The 17,741-nt window shown below is 33.9% G+C and carries 23 protein-coding genes and 1 tRNA gene; 7 read left to right on the top strand and 17 right to left on the bottom strand.

Features of this window, described 5'->3' with window-relative positions; translation table 11 throughout:
• From NNL09_RS06635 to pdxA, 4 genes are all read right to left on the bottom strand, one after another.
• Nucleotides 1-996: a beta-ketoacyl-ACP synthase III gene (locus NNL09_RS06635; RefSeq protein WP_025664599.1), complete on the bottom strand. Its 996-nt coding sequence runs from the start codon at nucleotides 994-996 to the stop codon at nucleotides 1-3.
• A gap of 173 nt (nucleotides 997-1,169) precedes the next feature.
• Nucleotides 1,170-1,367 carry a 50S ribosomal protein L32 gene (gene rpmF / locus NNL09_RS06630; protein ID WP_024768393.1) on the bottom strand — a complete coding sequence of 66 codons (198 nt, stop codon included), beginning with the start codon at nucleotides 1,365-1,367 and terminating at the stop codon, nucleotides 1,170-1,172.
• Between the two features lie 7 nt (nucleotides 1,368-1,374).
• Nucleotides 1,375-1,917 carry a DUF177 domain-containing protein gene (locus tag NNL09_RS06625; protein ID WP_025664598.1) on the bottom strand — a complete coding sequence of 181 codons (543 nt, stop codon included), beginning with the start codon at nucleotides 1,915-1,917 and terminating at the stop codon, nucleotides 1,375-1,377.
• Nucleotides 1,918-2,092: 175 nt separating this feature from the next.
• Nucleotides 2,093-3,151 (bottom strand): 4-hydroxythreonine-4-phosphate dehydrogenase PdxA, encoded by a 1,059-nt coding sequence (gene pdxA / locus NNL09_RS06620; protein WP_025664597.1) that lies wholly within the window; start codon nucleotides 3,149-3,151, stop codon nucleotides 2,093-2,095.
• 87 nt (nucleotides 3,152-3,238) lie between these two features.
• Between pdxA and NNL09_RS06615 the strand changes: the two genes are divergently transcribed.
• Complete coding sequence (locus tag NNL09_RS06615) at nucleotides 3,239-3,826, top strand: riboflavin synthase (protein ID WP_196911855.1); 588 nt, start codon at nucleotides 3,239-3,241, stop codon at nucleotides 3,824-3,826.
• A 69-nt stretch (nucleotides 3,827-3,895) separates the two neighbouring features.
• Here NNL09_RS06615 and NNL09_RS06610 read toward each other — a convergent pair whose 3' ends face one another.
• Nucleotides 3,896-4,051 carry a hypothetical protein gene (locus NNL09_RS06610; RefSeq protein ID WP_159099330.1) on the bottom strand — a complete coding sequence of 52 codons (156 nt, stop codon included), beginning with the start codon at nucleotides 4,049-4,051 and terminating at the stop codon, nucleotides 3,896-3,898.
• A gap of 478 nt (nucleotides 4,052-4,529) precedes the next feature.
• On the opposite strand from NNL09_RS06610, the gene NNL09_RS06605 reads away from it, so the two are divergent.
• Nucleotides 4,530-4,868, top strand: a complete 339-nt coding sequence (locus tag NNL09_RS06605; protein ID WP_025664595.1) for a hypothetical protein — start codon at nucleotides 4,530-4,532, stop codon at nucleotides 4,866-4,868.
• A 250-nt stretch (nucleotides 4,869-5,118) separates the two neighbouring features.
• Here NNL09_RS06605 and NNL09_RS06600 read toward each other — a convergent pair whose 3' ends face one another.
• The 9 genes from NNL09_RS06600 to NNL09_RS06560 form a co-directional block, all read right to left on the bottom strand.
• Complete coding sequence (locus NNL09_RS06600; protein ID WP_196911854.1) at nucleotides 5,119-6,219, bottom strand: aminopeptidase; 1,101 nt, start codon at nucleotides 6,217-6,219, stop codon at nucleotides 5,119-5,121.
• A gap of 14 nt (nucleotides 6,220-6,233) precedes the next feature.
• Complete coding sequence (locus NNL09_RS06595; protein ID WP_196911853.1) at nucleotides 6,234-6,611, bottom strand: RidA family protein; 378 nt, start codon at nucleotides 6,609-6,611, stop codon at nucleotides 6,234-6,236.
• Nucleotides 6,612-6,645: 34 nt separating this feature from the next.
• Entirely contained in the window at nucleotides 6,646-7,485 is an 840-nt protein-coding gene (locus NNL09_RS06590; RefSeq protein ID WP_196911852.1) for a PhzF family phenazine biosynthesis protein, read from the bottom strand.
• The gene (locus NNL09_RS06585) at nucleotides 7,482-8,384 is read right to left on the bottom strand and encodes a PhzF family isomerase (RefSeq protein ID WP_196911851.1); all 903 of its coding nucleotides are present in this window, start codon (nucleotides 8,382-8,384) and stop codon (nucleotides 7,482-7,484) included. Before NNL09_RS06585 ends, NNL09_RS06590 begins: the two co-directional genes overlap by 4 nt.
• Nucleotides 8,381-9,493, bottom strand: coding sequence for an aminotransferase class V-fold PLP-dependent enzyme (locus NNL09_RS06580; protein WP_196911850.1), 1,113 nt, complete (start codon nucleotides 9,491-9,493; stop codon nucleotides 8,381-8,383). The genes NNL09_RS06585 and NNL09_RS06580 overlap by 4 nt, the downstream gene beginning before the upstream one ends.
• Before the next feature lie 26 nt (nucleotides 9,494-9,519).
• Nucleotides 9,520-10,302, bottom strand: coding sequence for a 2-keto-4-pentenoate hydratase (locus tag NNL09_RS06575; RefSeq protein WP_025664589.1), 783 nt, complete (start codon nucleotides 10,300-10,302; stop codon nucleotides 9,520-9,522).
• A gap of 161 nt (nucleotides 10,303-10,463) precedes the next feature.
• Complete coding sequence (locus tag NNL09_RS06570; RefSeq protein WP_160112040.1) at nucleotides 10,464-10,607, bottom strand: hypothetical protein; 144 nt, start codon at nucleotides 10,605-10,607, stop codon at nucleotides 10,464-10,466.
• 51 nt (nucleotides 10,608-10,658) lie between these two features.
• The gene (locus NNL09_RS06565) at nucleotides 10,659-11,048 is read right to left on the bottom strand and encodes a RidA family protein (RefSeq protein ID WP_196911849.1); all 390 of its coding nucleotides are present in this window, start codon (nucleotides 11,046-11,048) and stop codon (nucleotides 10,659-10,661) included.
• 12 nt (nucleotides 11,049-11,060) lie between these two features.
• On the bottom strand, nucleotides 11,061-11,651 hold the full coding sequence (locus tag NNL09_RS06560; protein WP_196911848.1) for a CGNR zinc finger domain-containing protein: 591 nt from the start codon (nucleotides 11,649-11,651) through the stop codon (nucleotides 11,061-11,063).
• Between the two features lie 92 nt (nucleotides 11,652-11,743).
• Here NNL09_RS06560 and NNL09_RS06555 point away from each other — a divergent pair, with 92 nt between their 5' ends.
• The 3 genes from NNL09_RS06555 (at nucleotide 11,744) to NNL09_RS06545 (ending at nucleotide 13,871) form a co-directional block, all read left to right on the top strand.
• Nucleotides 11,744-12,064 (top strand): hypothetical protein, encoded by a 321-nt coding sequence (locus NNL09_RS06555; RefSeq protein ID WP_196911847.1) that lies wholly within the window; start codon nucleotides 11,744-11,746, stop codon nucleotides 12,062-12,064.
• Between the two features lie 66 nt (nucleotides 12,065-12,130).
• The gene (locus NNL09_RS06550) at nucleotides 12,131-13,024 is read left to right on the top strand and encodes a DMT family transporter (RefSeq protein WP_081748233.1); all 894 of its coding nucleotides are present in this window, start codon (nucleotides 12,131-12,133) and stop codon (nucleotides 13,022-13,024) included.
• Nucleotides 13,025-13,082: 58 nt separating this feature from the next.
• The gene (locus NNL09_RS06545) at nucleotides 13,083-13,871 is read left to right on the top strand and encodes an MOSC domain-containing protein (protein ID WP_196911846.1); all 789 of its coding nucleotides are present in this window, start codon (nucleotides 13,083-13,085) and stop codon (nucleotides 13,869-13,871) included.
• 93 nt (nucleotides 13,872-13,964) lie between these two features.
• Here NNL09_RS06545 and NNL09_RS06540 read toward each other — a convergent pair.
• Both NNL09_RS06540 and mce read right to left on the bottom strand, forming a co-directional pair.
• Nucleotides 13,965-14,038: transfer RNA gene (locus NNL09_RS06540), tRNA-Ile, on the bottom strand.
• A 143-nt stretch (nucleotides 14,039-14,181) separates the two neighbouring features.
• On the bottom strand, nucleotides 14,182-14,604 hold the full coding sequence (mce, locus tag NNL09_RS06535; RefSeq protein ID WP_196911872.1) for a methylmalonyl-CoA epimerase: 423 nt from the start codon (nucleotides 14,602-14,604) through the stop codon (nucleotides 14,182-14,184).
• A gap of 63 nt (nucleotides 14,605-14,667) precedes the next feature.
• On the opposite strand from mce, the gene rbfA reads away from it, so the two are divergent.
• Together rbfA and NNL09_RS06525 are read left to right on the top strand one after the other, a co-directional pair.
• Entirely contained in the window at nucleotides 14,668-15,060 is a 393-nt protein-coding gene (rbfA, locus tag NNL09_RS06530) for a 30S ribosome-binding factor RbfA (RefSeq protein ID WP_025664582.1), read from the top strand.
• A 119-nt stretch (nucleotides 15,061-15,179) separates the two neighbouring features.
• Nucleotides 15,180-16,382: an ABC transporter permease gene (locus tag NNL09_RS06525; protein WP_196911845.1), complete on the top strand. Its 1,203-nt coding sequence runs from the start codon at nucleotides 15,180-15,182 to the stop codon at nucleotides 16,380-16,382.
• 102 nt (nucleotides 16,383-16,484) lie between these two features.
• Here the strand turns inward: NNL09_RS06525 and dusB are convergent, their stop codons facing one another.
• Complete coding sequence (gene dusB / locus NNL09_RS06520; protein ID WP_196911844.1) at nucleotides 16,485-17,477, bottom strand: tRNA dihydrouridine synthase DusB; 993 nt, start codon at nucleotides 17,475-17,477, stop codon at nucleotides 16,485-16,487.
• Between the last annotated feature and the right edge of the window lie 264 nt (nucleotides 17,478-17,741).

Genomic DNA, 17,741 nt, shown 5'->3' with positions numbered 1-17,741 from the left:
TTAGGAATTATAGGCCCATTTAAGATAAATGGATCCCCAAGTAAAGCCTCCACCGAATGAGGCAAATACTATGTTGTCTCCTTTTTTGAGTTGTTTCTCGTAATCGTGTAACAATAATGGTAAGGTGGCTGAGGTTGTATTACCATATCGTTGGATATTCATAAGAACTTTACTTTCATCTAGCTCCATTCTTTTGGCTGTAGCGTCGATGATACGTTTATTGGCTTGATGTGCAATAAGCCAGTTTACATCCTGTCCTGTTAAACTATTACGTTCCATAATCTTAGAACTGGCATCTGCCATATTAGAAACTGCATATTTAAATACAGTTTTTCCGTCTTGTTGAACAAAGTGCTGCCTTTTGGCTACAGTTTGTTCTGATGGAGGTAGAATAGATCCTCCGGCTTCAATTTTTAAGAACTCTCTTCCGATACCATCGGTACGTAGGTATTCGTCTTGAAGTCCTAAACCTTCATAATTGGGTTCAAAAAGAGCTGCACCACCACCATCACCAAAAATGATGCAAGTGGTACGATCGGTATAATCAATAATAGAGGACATTTTATCTGCTCCTATTACTAACACTTTTTTATATCTTCCTGATTCTATATAACTGGCAGCAGTAGACATTCCATATAAAAAACTGGAACAAGCTGCCTGTAAATCGTAGGAAAAAGCATTAACGGCCCCTATCTTCGAAGCTGTGTATGCTGCGGTTGCAGCAACTGGAAGATCTGGAGTTGCAGTTGCAAAAATCACCATATCAATCTCTTTAGGGTCGAGATTTTTTTTAGCGATTAGATCTTCTGCCGCTTTTATACCTAAGAAAGATGTTCCCTTATCTTTATCTTTTAGTATCCTGCGTTCTTTGATACCTGTACGACTGGTTATCCATTCGTCGTTAGTTTCGACCATTGTTGCTAATATATCATTAGTTAACACATAGTCTGGCACGTATGCACCTACAGCGGTGATAGCGGCTGTGATTTTACTCATATCTTAGTTTTAGTTTCACAAACTATAGCATAAAAATGCGTTCAAAAAGTTGTCGAAATTACTAAATTATACACAAATATGGCGCAAAATAACGGGATTTTGACACATATTCAACTAAAAACAAAAAAACTCTCACATTTGTGAGAGCTCTCATTAAAATTTTAACAGTATCCTTACGCTACTTCTTCTTCAGTATTGTCGATAACAATCTGACCACGATAGTATAATTTACCTTCATGCCAGTGTGCTCTGTGATATAAATGCGCCTCTCCAGTAGTTGGATCAGTAGCTATTTGTGGTACAGAAGCTTTATAATGCGTTCTTCTTTTATCTCTTCTTGTTTTCGATATTTTTCTCTTAGGATGTGCCATTGCTTAGCTATTGTTTATCGTTTAATAAGTTTTTTAATTTATCCCAGCGAGGATCTGTTTCCTCATTGTTGTTCACTATTGTTTTTTCTTTCGGACTTAATTCTTCTAGTTTTTCAAGTATGTCTGATTGTAATGTTCCGTTCTCAACACCTGGATGAACTCTTTTAGATGGCATAGCCAAAACAATAAGCTCATAAATATATTGCTGAACATTAACTTCATATTCTCCATGAGGAAGAATAAGAAGCTCTTCATTTTCATCATTATATTCATCTCCAAACTTTACTACCAAAAAGAATTCATTTTTAATAGGTAAGTCAAAAGGTTCATTGGTGAGATCACAATTTACATTTACAGTTCCGGTTGCTTTAAATTGAAGTTCTAATAAAGTTGTTTTTTTATTAAACTCCATATCAACTTTTACTGCAGATGAATTAAACTCATCATACTCAAAATGTTCAAAGAACGTATTGTCAATTTGATACTCAAACTGGTGTAATCCTTGCTTCAGTCCAACGAAAGGAATAGTATACTCTTTAAGTTGTATCATTTCATCATCAGTTTCAAGTGCCTATCAATTTGATAAAGGCGGGTGCAAAGATAATAAAAATTCGTTATGAAAGTATTTTTGTAAACAAAATTATATCAGATTGTTAGTGATTAATTAGGTTTAAGGATCAAGGTAATAGGTTTGAGGATCGTTTTTACACCTAATTCCTAACCTCTCATAACTTATTTTGCGGTTTACGAGGTTGTTTTTTTAGAGGGTTTTGAGTTAATTCATTATATTCATTTCTATTTTTAAAAATTTTTAATGCCGCAAAAACAGCTTCTTTAAATGAACTATTATCGGCTAGGTTTTTTCCTGCAATTTCAAAAGCAGTACCATGATCTGGAGAAGTACGAACTTTATGTAGGCCTGCCGTATAATTTACTCCTTTGCCAAAAGAGAGTGTTTTAAAAGGAATTAATCCCTGATCATGATATGAAGCTACAATTGCATCAAAGGCTTTATAATTATTAGAACCAAAAAAACTATCTGCTGCGTAGGGACCGTATACTAATTTACCAGATTCATTAATTTTTTGGATTGTTGGCTTTAATACATCTTCATCTTCTTTACCAATTACACCGTTGTCTCCACTATGTGGATTAATTCCTAGTACTGCAATTTTTGGTTTTGAGATACCAAAATCTTGTTTAAGCGCATGATGAATAGTATCTATTTTTTGTTCAATCAATTCTGGTGTAATGGTATCGGCTATATCCTTAACAGCAACATGATCGGTAAGTAATCCAACTTTTAAATCATCGGTGATCATAAACATAAGACTATTTCCTTCTAACTCCTGATCCAGATAATCGGTATGTCCTGGGAATTTAAATTCGTTAGATTGAATACTATGTTTATTAATAGGTGCGGTAACCAGTACATCAATTTGATTGTTTTTTAAAGCTTCGGTTGCAGATTTAAGTGATTTGATCGCATAGCTTCCTACTTTTTCATCTTCTTTTCCAAAATTAAGACTAACGGCTTCTTTCCAAACATTAAGAACATTTATTTTACCATCCAGAATCTGAGATGTCTTATCTATACCATGAAGGTTTATGTTGCTTTTATATTGTTTTTTTAAGAAAGAAAGAATTTTTACCGAAGCAAAAATTACCGGAGTACAAAAATCTAACATTCGCGAATCTTCAAAAGTTTTAAGGATAACTTCACTTCCTATTCCGTTAAGATCACCAATAGAAATCCCTAATCTTATTTTTTCTTCTTTCTTCATTATATAAACTACTTTATCAGTATTTTTGAAATCTAAAATCAGACTTCAAACTTCAAGGTCACAAATTTAATTAAATAATTCGCATTTATGTTTACAGGAATCATCGAAGAATTAGGAATTGTTACTTCTTTACAAACTAATAAAGAAAATCTGGATATTACTATACGCGCGAATTTTACTTCAGAATTGAAAATCGATCAAAGTATAGCGCATAACGGGGTTTGTTTGACGGTGGTATCTATTAATGAAGATATGTATACAGTTACGGCGATCAAAGAAACGCTGGATAAGACTAATCTTAATACCCTTGTGGTTGATGACATAGTAAACCTGGAAAGAGGAATGAAATTAGGTGATAGGTTAGATGGGCATATTGTACAAGGACATGTAGATCAAACTGCAATTTGCACAGCAATCACAGAGGCTGATGGAAGTTGGTATTTTACTTTTGATTATGATCCTTCACTAAATAATATCACTATAGAAAAAGGATCGGTAACGGTTAATGGAGTTAGTTTGACTGTAGTTAATTCTAAAAAGAACGAATTTAGTGTTGCTATTATTCCATATACTTATGAGCATACAAACTTTAACACTTTTAAAGAAGGAAGTGTTGTTAACCTCGAGTTTGATGTAATTGGTAAATATGTAAAACGAATTACAGAACTAAGATAGCTTAACTTATAAACATCTTAAGGATGTAGTAAAAATAAGTAAGGAAAATATAAAGAAGTAGAATGGCAATTATACCAGTTCTACTTCGTTAAATTTAAAAAGTGAAACCCTGTTTCTTTCGATCTTTAAGAGTACTCCTCCCAGATCGCTTAAAGTGGAGCAGGATTCGAAATCCAATACTTTGCCAAAATACTGGCTTTTTGCATCAATTACTTTATACTGCATAATTCTAGATTTGATTTATTTTCCCAATTTTTCGTTATAGTAGTTCTTTCCCCAAAAAACATACCATATCGTATCAAATTCAAGAGTAAATTTAATAGACATGTTTGATTTTTTAAAATAAACTTATCAGGTTTTATTAACAAAATCTATGAGTGTTTGGTTTTAAAAACCTGTAAAACAATAAGTTATACCTTGGTTTGTCTCCTTTGTGTTTTTGCTTTTTCTAGTAATAAGTTGAAAAATTAAGGCACAAAAACGAAATATCTTTATTGGAATCATTCCAAATTTTGTATTTTTGTATTGGAATTATTCCAAAAAATAAAAATATAAACTATTAATTAAAATTTTAAGATTTACTTAAGCTTTTTGGGTTAATTTTTTAAAGTCCTGGCATGCGTTTTGTAAAAACAGAGATAACTTCAAATCGTATATTTATGAGGATATGAATACTTAACCTGATGTAAATTACTCTTATGTTATGAGTGGTATTAACTACGAAATACAAAACCGAAAATTACAATCGTATAAGCATACTTTTGATTATGACTTTTGCAAAAAAAAGTATGATGAATATGCTCATATGACATTAGACGAATTTAGAGAATGCTTAAAAGATCCTCAAAAGTTGGGGGAGATAGGTCATTTATGTTGTTTTATTTTATGGGTAAAAAATAAGGCCAGATATGAGTATAGGGATAGTTTGGGTGATTATGGATTGATTCATCTACTATTTCATTGCCTAGAAAATCAACACCATGCAGAAGTGCATGCCGAATATATTCATATGTTATTTAAAGAGGATATTAAGTTGGTATAGTTTTATTTCTTCTAAAACGTGAATAAAAAAGTGCTATAGTATATATTAATTGAAGTGCCTGATTATGGGTTTTCCTCAAAAAAAAATGTTTAATTTCCTGTTTTTGAAACATTCACCCGAAACAATATAAGTTAAATATCCCTTTTTACATGATGTTTAGATTTGATTATAATCGGCTCATCCCAGAGAATTTATTGAATATAATATTAATAAAAATTACTTAAGATTAATTTTGCCAATCGTTTGTGCATTATATAAGAAATTTTCCATTTTCATAGATTAATTTTCCATCTGCCAATATCTTGCCTCCTTGTGTCATATCTGTAATCATATCCCAATGAATAATAGATTTGTTTTTGGCACCGGTTTGAAAATACGATTGTCCTACCGCCATATGTATAGTGCCTCCTATTTTTTCATCAAATAAGATGTTTTTTGTAGCTTGCTGTATATTGTAATTGGTCCCGATAGCGACTTCTCCAAAATAATTAGCTCCCGGAACTTTAAATATGTCGTCTAATAATTCTTGTCCTTCTTCTGCTTTCCAATCTATAATTTTACCATCATTAACCGTTAGTGTAATTCCTTTTACAATATGACCTTCAAAGACAGAAGGTAAACTAAAATATACTGTTCCGTTCACGCTATCCTCAATTGGTCCGGTAAATACTTCTCCGCTGGGCATATTTGTTCGTCCATCAGAGTTTATCCATTTTCGTCCTTTAACACTAAACTGTATGTTGGTTCCTTTGGTGATATACTGTATCTTATCTACCTTGTTTAAATAATCAACAATATTTTGTTGTTCTTTTCGTATGTGCAGCCAGGATGTTTTAGGGTCTTCATCAAATAGATGGCAAGCATTAAAGACAAAATGTGAATATTCTTCTAGTGACATGCCTGCCATTTGTGCACCCGCTTGTGTTGGATATAAGCACAAAGTTCGTTTTAAGCTGCCATTGGCGGTTCTTTTATAATAATGTTCTGTTATTGGTTTTAAAGTCTCTTTATGCTTTCGTTGTTTTTGAGCATCTATATTTTGATTTTCGATAAGATTATGGGGAGCCATAATTTTAAGATAAGCATCAAAATGCTCCATCGCATGCGCATACAATACAGGAGGTTGATTTAATTGCTTTTCTTCAGAATTATCAATTTTAATTTTATGAGCTTCACTAAATTCCAATTGGTATTCTACATGTGCTCCGGCTTTGATAGCAGTTCTAAAAACTTCTCGCACTAATGGTTCTGCAAGTGTTGTAGTTTGAATAAATAATTTATCTCCTGGTTGTATATCAAGGGAGTAATGTACCAATAGATCTGCGTATTTTTTTAATATAGATGAATTCATTTTTTTAGTATTAATTATTCGATTATTGCTGCTGTTGTTACGATTTCAATGAGGCAACCGAGATGTAATTCGGTATTGCCAACCACTGCTCGAGCGGGTTTGTGATCTCCAAAAAAATCAGCATATACTTTGTCTACTGTTACCCAATGGGCAACATCATTAATAAAAATCTCATTTCTAATGATATGATTTTTACTGCTTCCAGCTTCTTTTAGCGTGAGTTCTATATTCTGTAGGAGCAATTTTGTTTGTGCTTCAATACCTACAGGAACTTCTTTGGTAATTGGATGTATCGGTAATTGTCCGCTTAAATAAAGAGTCCCTTTATGTTCTACCCACATAGCATAGTGTCCATTACTTTTGGGTATGTGTACTGCTTCATTTGTCTTCATGTTTTTTATTTGAGCCGGTTGTTCAAAATTCTATCTAAATATTCCGGGTACTTCCTGATATTTTTATACTAGATCCGATAACGGAAGTATATTCTACCATTAGTCGTGATGGAGATCCCATATCTTCTCCCTGGATGATTTCGAATTTATTATTTCCTTTCCAATGTATATCACGCAAATAGCCAGCTAGGGCGGCAGCGGCAGCTCCCGTAGCAGGATCTTCATATACTCCTCCTGAAGCAAATGCGTTTCTGGAATGAAATACATTATTGGTGTCTAACCATAGTAAACTTATAGTGACCAGGCCTTCTTTAAGCATAAGAGTTTTGGTCTTTTCGAATTCATACTTCATATCGGCTATTGTTTTTCGATCGTTTACAACAAGAATAAGGTGTTTGGCTCCTGCAAAAGCATATCGAATCGGGAAATCTGTATGAAGTGCCGTAACAGGAAGGTTGAATAAACTAAGAACATCATCTATAACCGATTGCGGTGCTGGTTTTGACCAAGTTTCGGGCGATTGCAATGTTACTTTAAAATCATTTCCTGTAGTTTTTTTAACGGCAACACTAATTTCTCCATTGTTTAAAAACAGTTTGTATGTTCCTTCTCCATGACTTTGCCCCAAACCTGCTCCTGTGGCAATGGTAGCATGACCACAAAAATCAACTTCTATTTCAGGAGAAAAATACCGAATACGCCACCCGTCATCTTTGGGATGTAAAAAAGCAGTTTCAGAGAATCCCACTTCTTTAGCGATGCTAAACATTTCTTCTTCTTTCGGCATTTTATCTGTTATTACAACACCTGCAGGATTTCCTCCTGTATTGTTATAAGAGAAAGCCGCTATTTTTTGAATTTTTGTTGTTTTCATATGGTTATTGTGGTTTTAAATACAACTACTGCATTGCCTGTAATTTGTACTTGTTTTGGTTGATTATGTGCACAGGTCACATGAACATTCATATAACCTGTACGCTTCATTTTTTCACCTTGTTTGATTTTAAAAGTAAATTCTTTACCATTATATGAAACCAATTCATGATGAATCAAATAAGCGCCTAAAGGACCATTAGCATTACCAGTAACGGGGTCTTCATTTATGCCTATAGCCGGAGCAAACATGCGCCCATCGATCAAACAATCCTTATCGGTAGAATCAAACGTAAAAACATAATACCCATTACATCCAATTATTTTACTGAGTTCACTAAGTCTACTATTATTGGGCTTAAGGGCATTAAGTGTTTTATTGTTTTTGATGCCTATCATTACTTTAGAATGCCCTGTAGAAGCAATTTGAATAGGACATTTTTCATCTATATCGGTACTTTTTAGTCCAAGTGCAGCTATAATTTGATGTTGAATTTCTTTACTAAAAGGTGGCTCAAAACTGATAGGGCCCTGTGTCATTTCTATTTTATAATCATCATTTTTTTTATAGATAGTAAATGGTAAAACACCTACTTTGGTTTTCATCCTTAATACGCAAGAATTAAGATTTTCGGATATGGCTTTGGCATACATAGCAGCAATAGTTGCATGACCACAAATAGGAACCTCTACTGTAGGTGTAAAATATCGTATAACACCATCATTGTCTTTGCTATCAGAAGGAAAAATAAATGCTGTTTCAGAGTTGTTTAATTCTCGTGCGATGGCCAGCATTTGAGTATCATCTAATCCTGTTGCGTTAATTACAACTCCTGCAGGATTTCCTTTAAATTTTTCTTTGGTGAAAGCATCTATTTGATATACAGTGAATTTTTTCATGCTCTTATTTTTTTTAAAATCGCTATAAAGTGATCAATGTCTTTTTGAGTAGTATAGAAATTCAAAGAAACTCTTAATCGGTTGCTGTGTTTTCCTACAAATATATTATGCTGTATAAGCTTCTTTTCAATTTGATTGGCATCTTTTACTTTTATTATAACAATTGGAGATCGATATTTTTCTGATGTTGGTGAGGTTATTTCCATTTCGTTTTTAACCAAACAGGATACCAAATAATCAGTAAGTTCTGTTAAACGCTTATGAATAGCTTCTGTAGATATTTCAGTTAGAATATTAAGACCTTGATTTAGGGCAAAGATTCCGGCAAAAGGTGGGTGCCCTGTTTCTAGTGCAGCTGCTCCCTTTTTTATGGCTATACGATCATACCACATCTCTCCATGATCTTCTATATTATGCCAACCAACCTCTGAAATTTCCATGTTGTTTAGAAAAGATCGATTGATATATAAAGCGGCAATTCCATATCCTGCAAGTGCATATTTGTATCCGCTAAACCATAGAATATCAATACAATCGCTTTTTACATCAATAGGTGTAGAGCCAAAAGATTGTGTGGCGTCTAGTATAAGTTTTAGATTATACTCTCTGCAAAATGCCGAAAGTTCTTTTAGGTCATGCCTAAAACCAGTCATGTAATGGGTGTGGCTTGTAACTAGATAATGAGTATCTGGTTGTATTGCTTTTTTTAAATTGGTATATAATTCATCCTGATCATTTGGGAAGTCAACAAAAGTTACCGGATAGTTTTGGTGTAGCCAGGGTAAACTAGTAGATGGAAACTCTTTATGTAACATAAGTACTCCTCCTTTTGGAAGCATTCGGGAAACCAAATTAGCGGCCTGTGTAGCTGTCGAAAGAAATGCAACTTCATCTACATCTGCATTTATAGACAGAGCTAATTTTTGACGCGTTTCCTCTATCTTAACCATCCATTTGTCCCAAGGAGTATCCCCATACTTTTCCATGTCTTTATAAAACTGAATACCAGCATTTTTTACCGATGTTGCCAAAGGACATCCTCCCGCAGTATTTAGATATGTATAGGTGTTTAATGCAGGAAATTCCTGACGATACTTTTCCCAGTTCATTTTTTATGTGTTAGAAATTCTTTAGTCTAGACTACTATAAACTTGATCATTCCCAGAGATCCGTATAAAGCAGTATAAGAACCTTTGGTTAGTGGTACTATTTGTCCAACTGTACCAGTCATAAGGGTATGTTCTGAAGTAATTGGGTATCCTTGATCCAAGGTCTTATTGATTAACCATACTAATGATGTCCATTGATCTCCCATAGCGTCACTTCCTTTTCCTCTGCTAATTTCTTCTTCACCCAATGCTAGGGTTATGATTTCTTCATTAATATCTACATTGGGATTCATTGGTTTGCCTTGGATAATTACTGCACCAGCACCATTGGTAGCTATCATATCTTTCTGAGTTAACCTGGACATATCTGGATGTTTAATATCCGGGATTTCGATCATAGGTATAATTTCTTTTACCAATTCTTTTACGCTACCTAAGGTTACTTTTTTTGTGATTGCTGATTTCATTCGGTAACCGATTTCTGTTTCGAGAATTGGATTTTGAAATTCAGAGAGTTTAATTTCTGTAGTGTCGAAATAAAGTCCAGAAGCAAATCGTGCTGCCGCAAGTGGTTGAGTTGCACCAAATTTTTTCTGAGAACCTTTAGAAGTCATACCTGCTTCGTAAGCAATAATAGCATCATTTTCTGATGCTTCCTGCACCAAATGTTTCTGAATCTGATAGGCTTGATCTGAAGTTAATACTATATCAAAATCCGACAGATATGGTAGTGAGATCTCTTTCTTGTATGCTGCCATCATTTCTGACCTGTATAATAGAGTTTTTGAGCTGTAGATTTTATCTTTCATAAATACTTGTTTCAGTTAAATTTTTTATCAGGATCTCTAAAATATAATGACTCGGCAGATTCATGATCTCTAATTTTTGACCATCTATTTGATCTCTTTTTTTATAAATTAAGATGATTTGTGTGGTCTATTTCATATCATACAGATTATTGAAATAGATGTTATTTAAACCTCGAGGCATCTTCGGCTCCCGGGATACTAAAGGTTTTTAACCAATCAGTAATAGATTGAGTAGAAATTTTGATAGTACTCCTTTCTCTTACTTCTGAACAATCATTTGGTAAACATTCTACATTACAATTCATAACTATAAGTATTTAAAGATTAGTAATAATTTTTAATTCATTTTCCTATAATTAATCCACTATAGCAGTAAATTCTATTTCTACTAGCATATCAGGATTAATTAGTTTGGCTATTTCTACCATTGCGGTAGTGGGTTTTATGGTGCCAAAATATTCTCCATGTGCTTTTCCTATAGCTTCCCATTGAGATATATCTGTAGTATAAATTCTTGTTCGTATAACATTGTCTAAGCTATACCCCATCTCTTCTAGAACATTTTTAGCAGTTTCTATAATTGTTTTGGTCTGAAGATAAGGATTGTCTATACCGATAATATTACCATCTTTACCGGTAGCAGTAGTACCAGAAACCTCGATGATATTCCCTACTTTTACGGCTCTAGAATACCCTACGATATCTTCCCATGGGCTACCAGATGAAACATTTTTTCTGTTTTTCATTTTTATATGGTTTTATACTTTATTTTTTTTACTTTCATAATACTTTCTGGCTTTTACCTCGTTACCACAAGTATCCATATTGCACCATTTTCTACATCTGTTTTTACTAGAATCAAAGTAAATCCATCCGCAATTGCCACACTCTTTTACTCGGTCTATTTCTTCAGACATCAATAGTTCGTGAGCTGCTTTTCCAATTTTTAAGATATAGCTATTTAGATCATTTGGGTCTATCTCCAAGTGTTCTTGAGGCTTATTGTCTACTACAAAAATTTTAGTGGATCTTCTGATTTTTTGTAAAAGTGTGTCAAAACATTTAAGGTCTTTTTCTTTGATTTCTCTTTGAAAAACAAGTCCTTGAAATACACGATGCAAAAATTCTCTTTTCCTTATAACTTCCTTTAGATTAAAACTAGCTTCATCAAAGTTTGATGTTTCATTTTCTAAAATATCAACGTGTTTTAACCAGGTAATCCATTCCTCTTTCCCGGTAAGGTAGTCTATAGGATCTGCAACCAGTCTGTCTTTAATCGTATTGATAAAATTGAGAGATAGATTTCCTCCGTCTAAAAGGCTGTTTTGTATATGTTCTACATTATTCATGGTGCAAAGTAAAATAATTATAACCAGTAAAACAAGTTTTGGTAGTAAAAATATTATCTTATATTTGCACCAGTGTAATTAATTTTAGTAGTATGAATTGTAAATCGAGTATAGTTACAAGAAAATGGCATGGGAAAATTAATGCCGAAGATGCCGAGGAATATTTGCGATACTTAATAGAAAGTGGTGTTGCAGATTATAAATCTGTTGATGGAATACTAGGTGTAGAAATTTTAAGAAGATTTGAAGATGATATCTGCCATTTATGGACAGTGACCAAATGGAAAGATTATGAGAGTATTAAAACTTTCGCTGGAGAAAACTATGCCAAAGCGAAATATTATGATAGAGATAAGGATTTTCTTCTTGAATTTGAAGAAGAAGTGCAACATTTTGAAACGTTTGTTTTTTAAAATAAAGGATGATTTCAGATTAAAAAACTTCTTAATGAACCGAACCATAAATAATATATATCTATAATGACTAAAATAATTACGTTTCTGTTTTTAATACTAACCATGCTTTTTTGGGCAGCTAATTTTCATGTGGTAAAAATAACTTTAGAGTTTTATTCTCCTGTAAGTGTGGCTGCTTTGCGATTTTTCTTTGGAGTTCTCTCGTTATTTCTTCTTGTGTATATAAGGTTTGGTAATTCATTATTCAAACTCAGATTTTCTGCAAAAGAATGGTGGTATATGTTTCTTACTTCCTTTTTCGGAATCTTTTTAACCATATACTTTTTTAATCTAGGCCTAAAAACTACCAGTGCTGTAAATGGATCTCTTATTATTGCAACTAGCCCGGCAATTACTGCTGTTTTCACTTTTTTATTGCAAAGAAAAAAAGTGAAATTAATACAATGGATTGCTATTGCGATTAGCTTTTTTGGAGTGGCCATTATTTTGGTAAAAGGAGATTTTGGGAAGCTGGCAGAATTGCAGTTCGAAATTGGAGATGTTTATATCATGGGTATGGCTATTGTATTTTCGCTTTCTCAGGTCATTGTAAGTAAATACCTTCCTCATGTAGATGCTGTTGTGATGACCACGATTACTTCGCTCATGGCCTTTGTTTTGTTTGCGGTTTTTTCACTACCAGAATTTATAACAACCGATGTTCCTGCCGATATATCTTTTTGGAGTAGTATCTTATTTATGGGGATACTAGGAACCGGAATCGCATATACTGCATTTTATTTCTGTGTCGTTAAATTGGGAGCAACAACCTCGACTTTGTTTATGAATCTTATTCCGTTTTTTACGGTGTTACTTGCATTTCCTTTTGGGGAAACTTTGTATGCCGAGCAACTAATAGGAGGAGGTGTGGTAATTATTGGCCTGTTATTATTTGGGTTTACTAAAAAGAAAAGCTGAACTTTACAAAATAATACTGTTTCTAAATCGATAGACAACAAATATTAAAAGCAAAAAGATGCTAAAAATCTCAGAATTATATGTGTACCCGGTTAAATCACTGGGCAGAATTGAATTACAAAGTGCTACTTTATCCGAAACAGGTTTTGAGTATGACCGGTATTGGATGCTGGCCGATAAAAACGGAAAACATATTACCCAACGAGAAGAACCTAAATTGGCATTGTTTCAGGTAGCATTATCACAGGATTCATTATTGGTTACCTATAAAGAAAGCACTATTGAGATTAAGCTAGAGAATCCAACGTTAAAAGAACCAATTTTGGTTTCTGTTTTTAAAGAAAAAGTAGAGGCTATAAAAGAAGAACAGGTGGTGAATGAATGGTTTTCGGACCTTTTAGGAAAACAAGTATACCTGGTTCGGCAATCGAGTACCGAAAAAAGATGGGTTAAGCAAAATAATGAGGCACGAATTCTTTTTCAGGATGGTGCTCAGTACTTGATTATAGGAGATAGTTCTTTGGATGATTTAAATAGTAAGTTGCCTTCTCCTATTAAAATGAACAGATTTAGACCCAATATTGTTTTTACAGGAGGAAGCCCGTTTATTGAAGATCAATGGAAAAAGATTAAAATTAACGAGACTACTTTCGAAATCACCAAATCATGTGCTCGGTGTACAGTAACAACGGTAAATCAAGAAACGGGAGAAAAAGGTGAAGAACCTTTAAAAACCTTATCACAATATCGATTATCAGAGCGAAAAATCTGGTTTGGAAGATATCTTAAGCTTATTGATAGCAAAGATTATACTATTGCTGTGGGAGATGAAATTAGTGTAATGTGATTTTGATATCGAAATTGGATTAAAATAACGATGTAGTATCTTGAGTGAACAAAAAAAGCTGTTTCTAATACAAGAAACAGCTTTTTAACTAGGTGGTCCCACTTGGGCTCGAACCAAGGACCCCCTGATTATGAGTCAGGTGCTCTAACCAGCTGAGCTATGGGACCTAAAACGGAGGGCAAATTTAAGGATTTGATATAAACGCGCCAACATTTTTTTCTATTATTTTAATTGTCTTTTATTCTTAAGCCGTATAAAGGCTTTGATTCTTCTTTAAAAAAGGAAAAAAGAGCTATAAAAACGATAAAATTTATTTTGTAATAACCTGATCAATAGGTTTTTCCTGGCATAACTCTATTAAGACCCCATTTGTACTTTTAGGATGTAAAAAAGCAACTAATTTATTATCAGCGCCAGGTTTAGGTACCTTATTGATTAATTGAAACCCTTCTTTTTCTAATCGATCCAGTTCTAATTCGATATTATCGACATCAAAAGCGATGTGATGAATACCTTCTCCTTTTTTGGCAATAAATTTTCCGATGGGTCCATCCTCTCGGGTACTGGCCAGTAATTCTATTTTACTATCTCCAACCTTAAAAAAAGAAGTGATTACAGCTTCGCTTTCTACGGCCTCTTGCTTATAAGGAGCAACTCCCAAAAGTTTCTCGTATAATGTATTTGCTTGCTCAATATCTTTGACTGCAATACCCAGGTGTTCTATTTTATTGATGTGGTTCATAATATACTTTTATCACTATGTCGCAAAAATACATATAAATTGTACTTTTGCACCATGGAAACAAACAGACAGAAAAAAATTGGAGGAGTATTACAACGCGATGTAGCCGATGTGATACAACTTGCATTACGTGAAGCGGGAGTACAGGGGATTTTGGTTTCCGTTACCAAAGTAAGCGTAACTACAGATCTTTCTATTGCAAAAGTATATATGAGCGTCTTCCCGCATCAGGAAGGAGAAAGAGTATTAAAAGAAGTAAACCAGGTAAAATCACAAATAAAACATCAGGTAGCGCAGCGCACCAAAAATCAGTTACGCCGTATGCCAGAGTTATCCTATTTTATTGATGATTCTCTTGAGTATATTTCTAATATAGAAGAAGCTGTAAAGGGTAAAGAAGATCCTATAAATAATCCCGAACTTCTCGAAAAACGTAAAAAGAAGTAATCTTTAGCGGTCCTTACAAATAGAAAAATCATAGAAAGTAGAAGAAATAGAATTTTCTTTTCTCTTATCTTTATTGCAGAATTAAAATTTCATACACATCTAATGCTCATCATAAGGATTTGAATTTTTCATACTACATCGCAAAGCGATACTTGTTTTCTCCTGGTAGTAGCAACGCCATTAATATTATTACAATTATTGCTGCAACTGGCGTGGTTATAGGAGCAATGGCATTATTTCTTGTGTTATCAGGATTTGCGGGGCTTAAGGATTTTAGCCTTCAATTTTCTTCATATTTTGATCCCGATCTTAAGATTTTTCCGTCAAGCGGAAAGACATTTACATTCACCGATACTCAAAAAGAAAAGCTAGCTAAACTTGAAGGAGTTGCTCATTTTTCTGAAATAGTAGAAGAACGTGTTTTCTTAGAGTTTGTGGGTAAACAAAAGATGTCCTATATCAAAGGGGTAGATGCTAATTATCACAATGTTATTCATACCGATAGTATACTGGTATTTGGAGATTGGTTAACCGATAATGATTTCCAGATCGTTGCGGGTAATGGAATTAGCAGAGAACTTAATATGGGAGTAGAGCAAGCCTATACAAATCTGCTTAGTATTTATGTGCCAAAGCCAGGTAAAGGTATTCCCAGTGATCCTTCAAAAGCATTTAGATCAGAGAAAGCTGTAAATATTGGGGTGTATAGCGTAAATGAAGAACTTGATAAAAAATACATTTTTGCAACTACAGGATTAGTACGCAAATTGTTGAAATTACCAGAAGATAAAGTGACTCATATAGAGCTTAAACTATTACCACAAGCTAATGAAGAAGTGGTGATAAAAGGATTACAACAGATTTTTGATCATAATGTGATTGTAAAAAACAGGATGCAGCTTAATGATACATTGTATAAAATGTTAAATACCGAGAATTTAGTCTCCTACCTGGTGATCACGTTAATTGCTATTATTGCTTTGTTTAATGTTGCCGGAGCAATTATTATGATGATTATCGATAAGAAAAGCAATGTAAAAACACTCTATAATGTAGGGGCTTCTCTACCGAGTATTAGAAAAATATTTCTGTTTCAAGGTTCGCTTATGACTGTTTTAGGCACGGTATTAGGCTTATTATTAGGGTTCATTGTTATCATATTACAACAGCAATTTGGATTATTAATGATTACGCCCTCATTACCGTATCCGACTCGTATTACTCTAATTAGCTTTGTTGTAGTGTTTTTTACGATTACTATTATTGGTTTTATAGCTTCTTTATTGGCTTCTAGTAGAATTAATCAGAAGTTAGTGAGTTGACTCTTCTTGGGTTTAAAGTAATACGGTTGTATTTTTCTGAATAACTATACTATACAAGTAAACTAAAATATTTCATAAATTAAGTTCGGAGTAACAAAAAAATCATACGAATTCAAATCCAGAAAATGTTGATTGCACTTCATCAAAAGCAGCAAATACATCCTGGGAGAGATCACTGGTTACCATTTTGGTTCGGTATTCTTTAAAATGAGGTATTCCTTTAAAATAATTAGTGTAATGTCTGCGGGTTTCAAAAACACCTAATTTTTCGCCTTTCCAATCGATTGCCATTTGTAAGTGTCTGCGAGCTGCATTTACTCGTTCTTCTATGGTTGGTGGTGGTAAATGCTCGCCGGTTTTAAAGAAGTGTTTTACTGCTGCAAAAAACCAGGGGTAACCAATACTGGCACGACCAATCATAGCACCATCAAGACCGTATTGATCTCTCATTTCCATAGCACGCTCGGGAGTATCTACATCGCCATTACCAAATACAGGAATGTGCATTCTCGGGTTGTTTTTTACTTCGGCAATGGGTTTCCAATCTGCATTACCTTTATACATCTGTGCCCGGGTACGACCATGAATAGAAATAGCTTTGGCTCCTACATCCTGTAGCCGTTCTGCAACTTCTACAATTCTAATAGAGTTATGGTCCCAACCCAATCGTGTCTTTATAGTAACGGGTAATTTGGTGTGTTTAACCATAGCTTCGGTAAGAGAAACCATAAGATCAATATCTTTAAGAATCCCTGCTCCGGCACCTTTGCTTACTACTTTTTTTACAGGGCACCCAAAATTAATATCAATAATATCAGGGCCCGATGCTTCTACAATCTCAACAGATTTAAGCATAGAATCCAGGTTGGCTCCAAAAATCTGAATACCAACCGGACGTTCTTTTTCATAAATATCAAGCTTCATAACACTTTTGGCAGCGTCACGAATTAGCCCTTCACTAGAAATAAATTCTGTATACACTACATCGGCACCTTGCTCTTTGCACAATGCACGAAAAGGAGGATCACTTACATCTTCCATTGGGGCTAATAATAATGGGAATTCTCCTACATCTATATCTCCTATCTTGGCCACGGCGAATCTTTTTTTTGGCAAAAATACAAATTCTTTAATACCTCGCAGATCTCTATGACCTGTGAGGTCTAATTTTTTTTGAAATGAACGAAATCTAAAAATACTGGGAGAGATAGTATAAAGCTTCTAAAATCAATTATATTTGCAAGTCATTAAGAGCATGAAAATTGCGTGAGGGATAGAAGCGAGCTACCGTGTAGCGCGAATAGTCCGACCCATAATGTAATGACGGGTCACGCCCCAAAACGTATTGAAAAAGAAGAA

The organism is Aquimarina sp. EL_43 (assembly GCF_943422735.1).
GTDB lineage: Bacteria > Bacteroidota > Bacteroidia > Flavobacteriales > Flavobacteriaceae > Aquimarina > Aquimarina megaterium.
The sequence above is the reverse complement of the archived record's forward strand: the minus strand, read 5'-3'. Positions and strand labels throughout refer to the sequence as shown.

Bases quoted from the DNA above. Each gene is read 5' to 3' on its own strand.
- NNL09_RS06550 (WP_081748233.1), top strand. From the start codon at position 12,131: ATGACTAAAATAATTACGTTTCTGTTTTTAATACTAACCATGCTTTTT.
- NNL09_RS06565 (WP_196911849.1), bottom strand. From the start codon at position 11,048: ATGAAAAACAGAAAAAATGTTTCATCTGGTAGCCCATGGGAAGATATC.
- NNL09_RS06580 (WP_196911850.1), bottom strand. From the start codon at position 9,493: ATGAACTGGGAAAAGTATCGTCAGGAATTTCCTGCATTAAACACCTAT.
- NNL09_RS06560 (WP_196911848.1), bottom strand. From the start codon at position 11,651: ATGAATAATGTAGAACATATACAAAACAGCCTTTTAGACGGAGGAAAT.
- pdxA (WP_025664597.1), bottom strand. From the start codon at position 3,151: ATGAAGAAAGAAGAAAAAATAAGATTAGGGATTTCTATTGGTGATCTT.
- NNL09_RS06605 (WP_025664595.1), top strand. From the start codon at position 4,530: ATGAGTGGTATTAACTACGAAATACAAAACCGAAAATTACAATCGTAT.
- NNL09_RS06555 (WP_196911847.1), top strand. From the start codon at position 11,744: ATGAATTGTAAATCGAGTATAGTTACAAGAAAATGGCATGGGAAAATT.
- NNL09_RS06600 (WP_196911854.1), bottom strand. From the start codon at position 6,219: ATGAATTCATCTATATTAAAAAAATACGCAGATCTATTGGTACATTAC.
- NNL09_RS06570 (WP_160112040.1), bottom strand. From the start codon at position 10,607: ATGAATTGTAATGTAGAATGTTTACCAAATGATTGTTCAGAAGTAAGA.
- rpmF (WP_024768393.1), bottom strand. From the start codon at position 1,367: ATGGCACATCCTAAGAGAAAAATATCGAAAACAAGAAGAGATAAAAGA.
- NNL09_RS06615 (WP_196911855.1), top strand. From the start codon at position 3,239: ATGTTTACAGGAATCATCGAAGAATTAGGAATTGTTACTTCTTTACAA.
- NNL09_RS06575 (WP_025664589.1), bottom strand. From the start codon at position 10,302: ATGAAAGATAAAATCTACAGCTCAAAAACTCTATTATACAGGTCAGAA.
- NNL09_RS06635 (WP_025664599.1), bottom strand. From the start codon at position 996: ATGAGTAAAATCACAGCCGCTATCACCGCTGTAGGTGCATACGTGCCA.
- NNL09_RS06590 (WP_196911852.1), bottom strand. From the start codon at position 7,485: ATGAAAACAACAAAAATTCAAAAAATAGCGGCTTTCTCTTATAACAAT.
- NNL09_RS06625 (WP_025664598.1), bottom strand. From the start codon at position 1,917: ATGATACAACTTAAAGAGTATACTATTCCTTTCGTTGGACTGAAGCAA.
- NNL09_RS06595 (WP_196911853.1), bottom strand. From the start codon at position 6,611: ATGAAGACAAATGAAGCAGTACACATACCCAAAAGTAATGGACACTAT.
- NNL09_RS06585 (WP_196911851.1), bottom strand. From the start codon at position 8,384: ATGAAAAAATTCACTGTATATCAAATAGATGCTTTCACCAAAGAAAAA.
- rbfA (WP_025664582.1), top strand. From the start codon at position 14,668: ATGGAAACAAACAGACAGAAAAAAATTGGAGGAGTATTACAACGCGAT.
- NNL09_RS06610 (WP_159099330.1), bottom strand. From the start codon at position 4,051: ATGCAGTATAAAGTAATTGATGCAAAAAGCCAGTATTTTGGCAAAGTA.
- NNL09_RS06545 (WP_196911846.1), top strand. From the start codon at position 13,083: ATGCTAAAAATCTCAGAATTATATGTGTACCCGGTTAAATCACTGGGC.